Here is a 12556-nt window from a genome sequence, read left to right on the forward strand (position 1 = left end):
TCAAGTAGTAAACTAGGAGATGACTTTTTGCGGATTGAACCAAAAGCTAGTAACAGTCTCAGAGCTCAGATTGTTGCTGCCATTCAAACAGATATTTTTGAAAACCGCCAAATCGGTGAGAAACTACCGTCTGAAACGGAATATGCCGAAAAATTCGGTGTGACCAGGTCCACAATTCAAAAGGCCTTGATTGATTTAACTGAAATGAACCTGATTAAAAAAGTTCAAGGTAAGGGCTCATTTGTGAATATGCGGCAACCAATCGTGAAAATGTTTAACTTTAAGGGTTTTTCAGATTATGCCAAACATATTGGTGCAACGCCGATTACTAAAGTGATTAATAACATCATTGAAGAACGTGATGGTGAAAAATTTATGATTTTACGGCGCCTACGGTCTATCAAAACAGCCACGGGTGCGATCCCGTTAACACTGGATGAATCGCACCTGAGTTTGAGTCGCTTTCCGAACTTAACTGATTTTGATTTTAACGATCGTTCACTTTACGATACTTTGCGTGAAGAATACGGTGTTAATCCAATGACTACGACTTTAAAAATGTCGGCAATTGCCGCTGATTCTCAGGTAAAAGAACTTCTGGAGTGCAAAGAAGCTGATCCCCTGTTACAAGCGCAAGGAACAGTTTTTGATGCGAATTCAGAAGTCGTAGAAACGGTCAGAATTATTTATAGTCAACAAACAGAATTTGATATTAACTTAGGAATTTAGGAAGTGGAATTGATGCGAGACAAAGATAAAGTCTTAGGAACGCTATATGGTCAAGCAATTGGTGATGCAATGGGGATGCCCTCAGAATTGTGGCCAATTCAAAAAATTCGTGAGAAGTTTAATGGAAAAATCACCGAATTTTTAGATGGTACTGATGATAATGATATTGCCATTAATTTCAAAGCCGGTGAATATACCGACGATACGAACCAAGCCTTTGCCATTTTAGATGCCTTAATTGAAACTGACTGGCAACCTGATACTAAAGTGCTAGTGAAATATATTATGGCATGGGCAGATAAAGTCGGTGCTTGGGATAACAATATCTTGGGACCTAGTAGTAAAGCTGCTTTAACACTCGTTAAAGAAGGAAAAGATCCACAAGAAGTCACCAAATCAGCACTGACGAATGGTGCTGGAATGCGAATTGCGCCCATTGGAACGTTATACGAACCAACAGACATTAAAGCGCTCGTCGAGATGGTCTATGAAGTGACTAAAATTACGCATTCAAGCGATGTTGCCATTAGCGGGGCCGCTATGATTGCGGGCGCCGTAACAGCTGCAATGGCCGATTATAGTTGGGATGATATTGTTAAGTTTGCGATCCGTGCTAATGATTTAGGCTTTGCACTAGGCTCACCTACTTGGGCGGCAAAAAATAAAAATCGTCTCCAAATTGGGGTCAATTTGGCACACAAGTATGCCAGTGATGAAGATAAATTTAGCCAGTCTATCTACGAGACAGTCGGAACAGGCACAATGATCTCAGAGAGCATTCCTGCAGCTCTTGCGATGGCTTATTACGCGCAGGATGTGCAAAAGTGTGCCTATCTGTGTACAAACCTTGGTGGCGATACGGATACGATCGGTGCCATGGCAGTGGCTATTTGTGGCGCTAAACAAGGAGCTAGCCAAATTCCGCAAGCTTGGAAAGATTTAATTGATGAAAAAAATCAGCAACACAATATTCATGCGCTCGCTGACGAAATTATGAAGTTCCATCACTAAAGACAATTTAAAGGAGTGTGTATTATGGACGACCGCATTATCAAAGTACCTGAAGAAGATAAAACTTTGAGCCCGGGAAAGTTATTTTACAACTGGTTTGCTGCTAATATTGGCATCATGGGATTTGTGTATGGTGCCATTATCGTAAGCTATCACCTGTCATTTGGACAGGCCCTTTTAGCAGCACTTGTGGGAGCGCTTTCTTTCGTAATTCCTGGCTGGGTAGCGATGATTGGCCAACGTGAAGGCGTGACGACCTTTAAGCTCAGTCGTGCTGCTTATGGGACCCATGGCAACAAAATTCCAAACCTCATGGCATGGTTGAACATGGTGGGTTGGTTATCAGTGAACGTCATCACTGGAACCTTACTTTTCTCTGCTATGCTAAAAACAATTCATATTCAAAAAAATACATTTACAATGCTCATTTGTTTGATTGTGTTTGCTGGGTTGGTTATTATTTCTGGATTATTTAAAGAAGAAACATTAGCTAAAATTCAAACATGGATGAGTTGGTTATTTGGTATTTTAACCTTAGTGATGTTAATCATGTTCTTATCTAAAGCCAACTGGCATGCTGCATTTGCGATGAAATCAGGAAGCTGGGTCACTGGTTGGTTGCCAGCTGTAGCGTTTGTCGCCGCTGGTTCAAGTATTTCATGGTCAATGGCTGCCGCCGATTGGGGTGCTTACGTTAAACCAACCACCAAACCAGCCGCTACTTTCTGGAATACAACCCTCGGTGCTGCAATTCCACTCTTTATTTTAATGGCTGGTGGCTTATTATTAAGTACGATTTCACCAAATTTAGCTTCAGCTAGTGATCCATATAATGTCATGTTTGATGCCATTCCAAGTTGGTTTGGATTCTTATACTTCTTGTCAGCTGCTGGTGGTTTAATTCCACAATGTCTGGTTTCATTCCGCTCAGCCCGAATCAATTTATCAACTATTGGTATTAACGTGTCACAAAAAGTTTCTTTAACTTTGCACGCTGCTATTATTGTGATTATTTCCGTTTATGTACTTTTCATTTCTGGTAATTTCTTGAGCAACTTTGAACTCTTCTTGAACTTCTTAGGAATCTGCTTGGCCTCATGGGTCGCTATTTTCCTAGTCGACAGCGTTTTATATCGCAAACATGGATATGATGTAGATTTAATGCGTGAAGATTCATCAGTTCATTATAACTGGCCTGGAATTATTTCATGGATCATTGCGACAATTACTGGGTTCTTATTTACTAGTAACTCGGCCTATCGTGGTATTTTTGCGCACGGTATTTTTGAAAACAACAGTAGTTTAGCGGTCTTTGTTTCTGCAATTGTCGCCATTATTGTCATGTCAATTTTCTCATTTGCAAAGGGGACAAAAGCGCATGAGTGATAAAGTACTAGTGGTAGGTGCTGCATTTGTCGATGTCCTAATGGATGTGCCCAACTTACCCGTTTCTGGCGGGGACGTTACGGGCGTCTTTCACCAAAATGTCGTTGGCGGTTCTGCCTTTAATGTCTATGGGGCGTTGCAATATGTCAACGCGCAGTCTGACTTGTTTGTGCCGGTCGGGAGCGGTCAATATGCCAATGTGGTCCGCCAGGCGTTTCAAGATAAACAAATTCCCATGCTCATTGAACGAACTGAAAAAGATAACGGCTGGGATCTATGCTTAGTTGAACCAAGTGGCGAACGTTCATTCATTACGGTGCCAGGAATTGATCAGTTGTGGACCAAAGAATGGTTTGATAATATTGATTTAAATGATTATAAATATTTTTATATTAGCGGCTATGAAACAGAAAACGTCGCTTCTACAGAAGTGATTTTGAATCAATTTGATCAACGTCGTGACGACGCCTATGTGCTCTTTGATGCGTCACCAAGAGTTAGTCACATGGATCAAACCGTGATTGACCGGTTCCTAAGTCACAATGTCATTGTGCATTGTAATGAAGATGAAATTGGGTTTATGAGTACCGAAACCACCTTGGAAAATAAGATGAAAGACATCTATCAAAAAACGCAAAGTCCGGTCATTGTGACTTTAGGTTCGAAAGGGGCCGCGCTTTATCATGATGATGCTTTCAGTGTCATTACCAGTGATCAGGCAATAGTTGTGAATACAATTGGTGCTGGAGATACTCATTGCGGTGGCATTTTGGCCGGCTTGCAGCAGGGGTTATCCATTGAAGAAGCCATACAATTAGGTAACGAATTGTCCTTAAAAGTGGTTCAGCAACAAGCAGGAAGTTTATAGCAAAATAAAAAGGCTTCGAATAATGAAGCCTTTTTTTGCTATTTACGAGCATCCGTTAGTGTTGTTCTACCAGCAATTGCAGTCACATTGGCGACTGAGTTACGAGAGGTTTGTTTTTGATTATTAGCGTTAGGCCATGAAAACGTACCGTTGGCAAAGTTAACAATATCATCTTTAGTAATTGTTTCTAAAGGAGTATCGTTACCAGCGTTATCCGTTTTACCGTTTTGAGCATCATAGATAAAAATTTTGCCATGGTTAATTGTATAAGCAGCCTTTGGATCACCTGTACCCTGACTGCCAGTGGTTACAAAGTAAGTGACCCCTTCTTCACCAGGCTCAGTTTGATGACCCGAGGCATGGAAATCATTTGAAATGACAACGTTGATTTTGTCATTACCTTTGAGTGCTTTCCAACTAGTTAGCAGCTTACCACTGCTATGCTCATTAGTTTCATAATTAATAATGGCACCAACAGTTTGTTGGGGTGTTAATGTCGCAACGCTCAACTTGGCTGTCGCTGAGTTATTCTGTTGCTGATTACTGTTATTAGATGATTTGGAACTACTGCTTGATACAGATGCGGAATAGTCACTGTTGTTGCTATTGGTATTCTGTTTTTTCTGGCCGCAGCCAGCAAGTGATAGCAACAAAACTCCACATGAAATAAAACTGATAAATTTAGTCATAATGACCTCCAAAAAAGATTAAGTTACTTTAATCATAGGCATTTCATGATGTAATAACAATCAAAAATTGAGAATAAGTAATTATTAATTTTCTTTCGAAAAGCTTAACTAATAGACACCGTCAACTATGCTAAACTTAAGACTCATTATTTGGGATGGGTGAGCGTATGAAAGTTGTTAAGTATATTGGTTTAGGGTTAGGAATTATGATCAGTAGCATCATTGCCTTAGTTGTTTTGGTATTCATTCTCGGATTGCCACTTAGCTTCGTGGACGGTAGTTGGCAAGCTAATGATTATGCTCAACGGCTGAAACATTCTGATGCCATTGAACGGCAGTTAAATGAAGTGCTTAAAAAGCATGATTTAAACGTGCAAGCCTACATTGATGATACTAAGGTTCATGAAGGCGTTGGTTTGCATGACCTTACCACAGTTAAGGCAAAGTTAACATTTGTGCGTGCAGATGGTGCTAAGTTACACAGAACTGTGCAATTAGCGAATAACGGTTATAAAAAATTAAGTGTCCAAGATTTTGATCAGGTTACCGATTCTGGATATGGGATGAGTGATGAACTATTTAAAAAACTATTTCATAAAGCGTATGGGCTACCAGAGGACAACGGATACGAACAGGATACCCCAATTCATCGCGTTTCATATTTTGAATTTGAAAACAACGTTACAATGATTGATTACTTACGGGCGTGGCAAAATGATCAGTTACAACCGGCGCTAAAAAATCAAAAATTGGCGCAGCAATTGCTTGTGCAATTTTCGAAAAATGAAACTGGTGATGATCATAAATTATTTTCAGTCAATTACGATTTTACAGTGACTGATCAACTATCTGCAGCTGAACTAAACGATTACGTGAATGATCAATTGGAGATGGATGTTAAGCACATGCCTAAGAATCTGCCGCTGCTGGTCATGGTCAGCTCAACGGATAATACAGAAGCTGAAAAAAATGAGTACTTTCATATTTTAGTGGATGATCATAATCAAATTCATTTAATCGATAATGATCGTAAAGATTTTGGTACTGATGATACTTATATTTTTAAACTTGCAGCATAGTGAACTGACTATTTTCCCAATAGTCAGTTTTTTAATAAAAAAATTTTTGAATAGCGACACTTTACCAAGAAAGTTTGCATATCCAATGATAAATGAAAATCACGTAAAATCGGTTTGACACTTGGCTTAGCAACGTTGTAAGATGACATTTCTGTGAATGAAAGGAATTCATTTTAAACGTGATGATGCAAATTAAAGCACAAAATATAATCATTTATCTGTACGGTGTGATCTGTAGTTTAATCATTGGCATGCTAATGGGTGGTTTCTACCTGTTGCAAGGTCAATTGATTGAATTAGTTGGAATTGGGACCAGTTTCCGTCCGGTGTTTAATGCGATTTGGATTGCTTTAGTCAGCGTCCTGATTTTAGTGATCCATCAAACGACGGGTGAACTACCGAAAAAATTAGGTGCGATTAAATTGGAGCTCCATCAAACCGGTGCGGCTAATTATCGCTATGTGTTGTTACAAATGGTACTACCAGCAATTATTTTAACGAGTGGGACGAGCCTAGGACCGGAAGCAACGCTGGTAAGCTCCACGGTTTTGTACGGTCTGTGGCTCCAGGATAAATTACGATATCTAACCGTTAATTGGCCAAATTTGCATGGTCGAAACCGAGTGAAGGCATTACTAGTACCCCATCACTATTTATTAAAATCGGCAGATGGCATCAAATGGACACCATTAACTGCCGGTTTTTTTGCAATTGGTGTGGTTAGTTTCTACTTCACCTGTAAACTGGGCGGTGAATCATCTGTCATTGTTTATTTGGGTCAATCTCATTGGGGATGGACGGATATTATCTGGGGTATTCCGATTGTCATTTTAGGCCTAGTACTAGGCAAGGTTTATCTAAAAATCATGACCTGGAGCAGCCGTGGTATTGAATTGCGATTTACACGTCAATTCAGTTTGATTGTATTTGGCGGAGTGGCAATTTACCTCGCTAGCCTGTGGATGCCGTCGATTAATTTTTCGGGAATGGTGAATTTTCATCTATTAGCGACTAGTTGGCAGCACCAGTCACCGTTATTTTTATTGGGCCACTCGTTGCTAAAGTTAACGTTGCTGACGATTTGTTTGAATACTGGTTGGATTGGTGGAGAAATTTTCCCGGTACTATTTTGTGCCACCACTCAAGGTATTATACTGGGTCAACTATTGCCACAGTTGGATTTTGTTTTTTTGGTTGGCGTCTTTGCAATTAGTATGGGTTCTGTGATTTTAGAATCACCGTGGATTGCTGGCGGTGTGATGATGGTGATGTTTTTACCGCCGAATTTATTAGCAATCAATATCTGTTTGATGATGGGATTATTGATGCTAAAAAAGATGTTTAAACGTTAATAAGCGAAACTATACCAATTTAAAAAATCAAATTGTAAAAAGCAATATATATTTAGCAATCCCTTTTCTAAAGCGATTTAATATAGTCTAAATTATAATAACTGCGCTTAATTAAACTATACCTTTAACGGAATTTAATAAAAATTTTGTTGACATTGTACTTTTCGTTTCATAGAATGAAATCGTTTACAAGAATTAGTCCTAAGTTAGGATTAATAGAAAGGGGTCATTATGAGGAAAAAGGATGTCGTTAATTTGGTCGTCAGTTGCTTAGTAATCAGTTTGTTTGGCCTAATAATTTTTTTGCTACAACCAGGATGGATGATCAACGCATTGTTAGGAATCATCTTGATAGTGCTGATCATTATTGTTGGAACTCGTATTTCGAAAAAAAATCAGCTTGGTGAGCAAGTGGCAAAGATGACAGATATCACGAACCAGTTTAATTTATCTGAAATCAAGGTATACACATCAGCGCAATTTGCTCGTCTTTTTGGGAGTAAGAACATGGCTGTTTTGAAAGTGATTAGACAAAATCGTCAAACACAGCCAATTGTCATTTTGTCTGATGAAGTCAAAAACAAACATCATTATGCTGAATATCTGATAGATCGTCGGCGTGTCGAATATCAACAAGATTACGCCTTAAAAATAACGTCGAGTATTTCAATCGCATTGTTACTGTTATTGAACGGTGTAGTGGTCTATCTCTGGGCAATGAAACTGGGCCAAATTGACAACATGCTTTTAGGTGTTGGGGCAATACCGCTACTGTTTACACTTAGTTCTGTTTTGATTTTTCGTGTTTGGAATAGTTTTATTGATCGTCAAGATCGAAAAGTAGATCAAATTTTGATGGATGACTATTCAAAGCAAGAACTAATTGATTTTATCGTCACTGAGGAGCACTGCGTGAAGGAAAATATTGAGAAAAAAGCTGATTTAATCAGCTATCAAGCAGTGAATAAGCGCATTAAGGAAATTCGAGGAGGACAATAATGAGCGTCGGGAAAATGCAAGCATTAGATTATGTAACATTAGCACTCTTTTTTGTAATCATCATTGGGATTGGAATTTGGTCAAAACGCACTGTTAAGAGTTCAGAAGATTTTTACGTTGGTGGTGGGAAGATTCCATGGTGGTTATCTGGGATTTCACATCACGTATCAGGTTATTCTGGCGTTGTTTTCGTTGGATATGCCGGAATTGCATATGCACAGGGAACCGCAATTTATTTTTGGTGGTCATTTAACATCGCTGTTGGAGTGGTTATTGGTGCGTTTACCTTTATTCCACGTTGGCCGCGTCTTCGTAAAATTCTAGGTGTCCAGTCACCAACAGAATATTTGGAAATGCGGTACAGCCGATTAGCGCAATTACTAGTTTCTGGTTCAGGTATTATTGTTAAGCTTCTGGATGTTGGTGCTAAATGGGCTTCGCTTGGAATTTTATTATACGGCTTTACCGGGTTGCCAATTTGGATGGGAATTGTGATGGGTAGTTTGGCCTCCATGATTTATGTATCCATTGGGGGAATTATGGCTGACTTGATGACTGATTTTATTCAGTTTGCCGTGACCTTTTTAGCTGGTGTCCTCATCTTTGTATCGGTAGTCCACTATTTAAGTACCATTGGCTACTCATCATTAGGTGACATGATTAACGCCATTCCAAAAGGCCATTTACGTGCGTTTGAAAGTGGTCGGGGCCAAGGTTCGTTGTCATGGACGCTGCTATACTTCTTCGTCATGTTCTTTAGCTATAACGGTGGAACATGGAACCTGGCGGCGCGCTTTATTGCCACGCAAGATGATAAACAAGCGCAAAAAGCAGCCTTGTTATCAGCTGGATTGTATCTAGTTTGGCCATTAATCTTGTTTTTCCCAATGTTTGTGGCCCCAATCATTTTTCCAGGATGGACGCAAGCACAAGCCGAAGCCAATCTATATGCGAGTCTAGCTGGTAAATTTTTACCCGTCGGCTTAGTTGGATTAGTGCTGGCGGCGATGTTTGCGCAAACCATGTCGATGTGTAATTCAGATGTGAACGTGATTTCAGCTGTTATTACACGTGATATTTTACCAAAAATTAGTGCACGGTTCCGCCAACTGAGTGATCATAAGTCACTCGTGTTAGCACGACAAACCACGGTTGCTTTTACAGTTTGTACAGTAATAGTGGCGTTATTGAGAGATCAACTTGGTGGGGTAACCGGAATGATCTTGAGTTTAGTTGGAGCACTGCTTGGCCCCACTGCTATTCCACTATTGTTTGGATTATTACCACCGTTTAAACACAGTGACAGTAAAGCGGCCATTACGTCAATCGTATTAGGATTCCTCGTCTTTGTGGGAACAAAAGCGTTTGGGATTCAAATGCATGAAGATGTGGCTTTAATTGCACCATTATTAGCTTCAATGATTGGCTATCTTGGGGTTGGCTTGATTAATAAATACGTACTGAAAAAAGAAATTAAGCCTGAGGTACGTGACTTAATGGACCATATGTAGGAGATGGATACTGATGATTGAACATAAAGAAAACGATTTGGTAATTAGACAATATGAGCATCGGACAGAAATGGGCATTGATGCGGCCAAAAGAGTGGCTGCCAAAATGCGTGAAGTCATTGAAAGAAAGGGCAAAGTAAGAATGATTTTTGCATCAGCACCATCACAAGATGATGTGTTGGCCGCACTTGCCAAAGAAAAACTTGATTGGAGTCGTGTTGAAGGATTTCACATGGATGAATATCGCGGATTAGCGCCAGATGATACACGGCTATTTAGTTACTACATCAAGCAACATTTGTTTGATGTGGTGGGGATGACCAATTACCACGTGATTTCATCAATGGGTGAAAAACAGCAAGTGATTGATGAGTACACAAAATTGCTCACAGCCGAACCGATTGATATTTGTTGTATGGGAATCGGTGAAAATGGGCATATCGCATTCAATGAACCGGCATATGCCGACTTTAACGACCCAGTCAGCATTAAAGAAATCACGTTAGATGATGTTGATCGTCAACAACAAGTTAACGACGAATGCTTTGCCAAAATTGAAGATGTTCCTAAGACAGCATTAACACTAACAGTGCCAGTGTTGACAAATGTGGAACAGGTTTGTTGTGTGGTCCCTGGTCCAACGAAAAAAGCAATTTTGAAAAAATTAATTGCATCACCAGTGACAACTGACATTCCATCGTCAATATTGAAACGACATTCTGATTGTATTGTTTACACGGACCAAGAATTATTTGAAGAAAGTGGTCGGTAATTATGGAATATACGGGATTTGATGTTGTTAAAAAGCAATCTAAACAATTAAATACAACTACTAAAACCTATCAAACTGAAGGGACACAGACGCAAGCAGCAGAGTATTTATTTTTGCCATCATTGATCGATATTCAGGTTAATGGATATGCGGGTGTTGATTTCAATACCGAAGGCCTAACCGTGGCTAAAGTGGAAACTGTCTCTGAAAAGTTACGTCGGGCTGGTATTGGTTATTATTTTCCAACGATTATCACGAATGATCCGCAGTTCATCTCACAACAAATTGAAGCTGTAGTGGCAGCTGTTGAGCAGTCTGAAATTTGTGCACAAATGATTAAGGGTATTCATGTCGAAGGCCCCTTTATTTCAAAAGAAGATGGGCCACGGGGTGCTCATCCAATTGAATTTGTGCGCGCACCTGAGCGACAATTTGTGGATCACTGGTTATCTGCATCTAAAGGACTATTTAAGTTATTAACAATGTCACCAGAATGGCCTAATTCAGCTGAATTTATTGAGTATTGCCAAAGTAAGGGGATTGTCGTGTCTATCGGACACACCAATGCTAATACAGAGCAAATCGAACAAGCTGTGCAGGCAGGTGCCCAACTATCAACGCATTTGGGTAATGGTGCGCATGCGTACATTAAACGGCACCCGAACTATATTTGGGATCAGCTTGCTCAAGATGACCTGTATGCGAGTGTCATTGGTGACGGTCATCATTTGCCAACTTCGGTATTGAAAGTTTTTGGCAAGATTAAAAATGATCACTTGATTTTAATCAGTGATTCGACGCAATTTGCTGGTGCTAAGCCTGGCAAATATCAAACGTTAATTGGTGGGACAGTCACACTCAATGCTGAAAAGCGGTTATATATTGATGATAATCCAGATTTATTGGCAGGTTCTGCCATGAATTTGATGGATATGATTAATCACGTTGTGTCTGACAAGATTTTTTCATTAGATTATGCGTTGGCTTGTGCGACAACCCACCCACAGGCATTATTGAAGAATGTGGTGATATTTGAGCAAAATGATATAGTAGTTGTGAAACAGGTCGATCAACAACTAGAAGTTGTCGACTATATCCAGGATATTAATTAGCACAGGAGATAATCACATGGCAACCATTGGCCCGCACTTACTCAGAGAAAAAAATCAACGCAGTGTTTTGAAAACACTAAGACAAAATCCAGGAATTTCACGAAAAGAAATTGCTGACAAAACAGGACTTGGGAAAAACACAATTTCACTGATCATTGATGATTTAATTAATGACCAAGTGATTTATGAATCTCATAATCGTTCTGTTAATCAGGCAGGTCGTCCTAGTGTGTCGTTGAAATTTACTCGGCAAGGAATGTTGGTTGCCGGAATTGTTGTGGAGACCCAACAAATATCAGTGACCATTTATAATTATGGCTTGGAAGCTATGGAAACCTATCAAGTTGGTTTTGATGATGTCCACTTAGTAGCTAGTTTAAAACAAATTATTTCTGATTTGATGCAAAAATATGACCAAATTTTCGGTATTTCGATCGCAGTTCCCGGCATTATTGGTGCAGATGGTCAGACGATTATTAAGTCTAATTATTTTGGTTGGAAAAATTTAGATGTTCTGATCGAGTTACATCAAATTTTTGATGGCTTATTAGTCATTAATAATACGGTCAAAGCCATGGCCTTATTGTCGTTAGAAGAAACTTATCCAAAAGTAAAATCTATGTTTTTCTTAAATTTGGGCAATGGGGTTGGTGGCGCATTTATTAATCAACATGAAGTCTTAGTTGGGGATGATGGCCATGCCGGTGAAATTGGACAAATTCCTGTATCACTGATTGATGTAAAAGCTGATGCGACAACTATTGAACAGTACTATCGCCAACAAAAACAATTACTGCCAACAGATACAAAAGTGGCTGATCGACTGGCGTCACTGACGATTACGTTAGATCGCCTAATTCAATATTCTTTTGACCCTGAGCAGGTCGTCGTTCATGGCGCAGTCACCACTAATCCTGAATTTCAACAAGCAATTGAAAACTCTGACAGTCACGTACAAATCGTTGAGCAAAACATTGATTTATGCCGGGCGACTGCATTGACACTAATTAATAAATACGAATTGGAGTTATTTTTTTAGTATATAGCT

Annotated in this window: 12 protein-coding genes; 11 read left to right on the top strand and 1 reads right to left on the bottom strand. The window is 39.5% G+C overall.

The window, feature by feature from the left end; translation table 11 throughout:
* Positions 1 to 27: 27 nt before the first annotated feature.
* The 4 genes from ACYVQZ_RS04695 to ACYVQZ_RS04710 are packed head-to-tail and all read left to right on the top strand — an operon-like array spanning position 28 to position 3994.
* Positions 28 to 729, top strand: coding sequence for a GntR family transcriptional regulator (locus ACYVQZ_RS04695; RefSeq protein ID WP_461240243.1), 702 nt, complete (start codon positions 28 to 30; stop codon positions 727 to 729).
* A 12-nt stretch (positions 730 to 741) separates the two neighbouring features.
* Positions 742 to 1740, top strand: coding sequence for an ADP-ribosylglycohydrolase family protein (locus tag ACYVQZ_RS04700; RefSeq protein WP_461240244.1), 999 nt, complete (start codon positions 742 to 744; stop codon positions 1738 to 1740).
* 24 nt (positions 1741 to 1764) lie between these two features.
* Positions 1765 to 3126, top strand: coding sequence for a purine-cytosine permease family protein (locus ACYVQZ_RS04705; RefSeq protein WP_461240245.1), 1362 nt, complete (start codon positions 1765 to 1767; stop codon positions 3124 to 3126).
* The gene (locus tag ACYVQZ_RS04710; protein ID WP_461240246.1) at positions 3119 to 3994 is read left to right on the top strand and encodes a PfkB family carbohydrate kinase; all 876 of its coding nucleotides are present in this window, start codon (positions 3119 to 3121) and stop codon (positions 3992 to 3994) included. Before ACYVQZ_RS04705 ends, ACYVQZ_RS04710 begins: the two co-directional genes overlap by 8 nt.
* Positions 3995 to 4032: 38 nt before the next feature.
* Here ACYVQZ_RS04710 and ACYVQZ_RS04715 read toward each other — a convergent pair whose 3' ends face one another.
* Entirely contained in the window at positions 4033 to 4683 is a 651-nt protein-coding gene (locus ACYVQZ_RS04715; protein WP_461240247.1) for an LptM family lipoprotein, read from the bottom strand.
* Positions 4684 to 4850: 167 nt separating this feature from the next.
* Between ACYVQZ_RS04715 and ACYVQZ_RS04720 the strand changes: the two genes are divergently transcribed.
* From ACYVQZ_RS04720 to ACYVQZ_RS04750, 7 genes are all read left to right on the top strand, one after another.
* Positions 4851 to 5762 (top strand): hypothetical protein, encoded by a 912-nt coding sequence (locus ACYVQZ_RS04720; RefSeq protein ID WP_461240248.1) that lies wholly within the window; start codon positions 4851 to 4853, stop codon positions 5760 to 5762.
* Positions 5763 to 5944: 182 nt separating this feature from the next.
* Positions 5945 to 7114, top strand: coding sequence for a chloride channel protein (locus ACYVQZ_RS04725; protein ID WP_461240293.1), 1170 nt, complete (start codon positions 5945 to 5947; stop codon positions 7112 to 7114).
* A 321-nt stretch (positions 7115 to 7435) separates the two neighbouring features.
* Positions 7436 to 8113 (top strand): hypothetical protein, encoded by a 678-nt coding sequence (locus tag ACYVQZ_RS04730; RefSeq protein ID WP_461240249.1) that lies wholly within the window; start codon positions 7436 to 7438, stop codon positions 8111 to 8113.
* Positions 8113 to 9624 (top strand): sodium:solute symporter family protein, encoded by a 1512-nt coding sequence (locus ACYVQZ_RS04735; protein WP_461240250.1) that lies wholly within the window; start codon positions 8113 to 8115, stop codon positions 9622 to 9624. The genes ACYVQZ_RS04730 and ACYVQZ_RS04735 overlap by 1 nt, the downstream gene beginning before the upstream one ends.
* 13 nt (positions 9625 to 9637) lie before the next feature.
* The gene (locus ACYVQZ_RS04740) at positions 9638 to 10396 is read left to right on the top strand and encodes a 6-phosphogluconolactonase (protein WP_461240251.1); all 759 of its coding nucleotides are present in this window, start codon (positions 9638 to 9640) and stop codon (positions 10394 to 10396) included.
* A 2-nt stretch (positions 10397 to 10398) separates the two neighbouring features.
* On the top strand, positions 10399 to 11508 hold the full coding sequence (locus tag ACYVQZ_RS04745) for an N-acetylglucosamine-6-phosphate deacetylase (RefSeq protein WP_461240252.1): 1110 nt from the start codon (positions 10399 to 10401) through the stop codon (positions 11506 to 11508).
* Between the two features lie 16 nt (positions 11509 to 11524).
* The gene (locus ACYVQZ_RS04750) at positions 11525 to 12547 is read left to right on the top strand and encodes an ROK family protein (protein WP_461240253.1); all 1023 of its coding nucleotides are present in this window, start codon (positions 11525 to 11527) and stop codon (positions 12545 to 12547) included.
* The last annotated feature ends 9 nt before the right edge of the window (positions 12548 to 12556 follow it).

This window comes from Paucilactobacillus salsurae, from assembly GCF_054784995.1.

Coding starts and splice junctions, on each gene's coding strand:
- ACYVQZ_RS04700 (WP_461240244.1), top strand. CDS start 742: ATGCGAGACAAAGATAAAGTCTTAGGAACGCTATATGGTCAAGCAATT.
- ACYVQZ_RS04705 (WP_461240245.1), top strand. CDS start 1,765: ATGGACGACCGCATTATCAAAGTACCTGAAGAAGATAAAACTTTGAGC.
- ACYVQZ_RS04710 (WP_461240246.1), top strand. CDS start 3,119: ATGAGTGATAAAGTACTAGTGGTAGGTGCTGCATTTGTCGATGTCCTA.
- ACYVQZ_RS04715 (WP_461240247.1), bottom strand. CDS start 4,683: ATGACTAAATTTATCAGTTTTATTTCATGTGGAGTTTTGTTGCTATCA.
- ACYVQZ_RS04720 (WP_461240248.1), top strand. CDS start 4,851: ATGAAAGTTGTTAAGTATATTGGTTTAGGGTTAGGAATTATGATCAGT.
- ACYVQZ_RS04725 (WP_461240293.1), top strand. CDS start 5,945: ATGATGCAAATTAAAGCACAAAATATAATCATTTATCTGTACGGTGTG.
- ACYVQZ_RS04730 (WP_461240249.1), top strand. CDS start 7,436: ATGATCAACGCATTGTTAGGAATCATCTTGATAGTGCTGATCATTATT.
- ACYVQZ_RS04735 (WP_461240250.1), top strand. CDS start 8,113: ATGAGCGTCGGGAAAATGCAAGCATTAGATTATGTAACATTAGCACTC.
- ACYVQZ_RS04740 (WP_461240251.1), top strand. CDS start 9,638: ATGATTGAACATAAAGAAAACGATTTGGTAATTAGACAATATGAGCAT.
- ACYVQZ_RS04745 (WP_461240252.1), top strand. CDS start 10,399: ATGGAATATACGGGATTTGATGTTGTTAAAAAGCAATCTAAACAATTA.
- ACYVQZ_RS04750 (WP_461240253.1), top strand. CDS start 11,525: ATGGCAACCATTGGCCCGCACTTACTCAGAGAAAAAAATCAACGCAGT.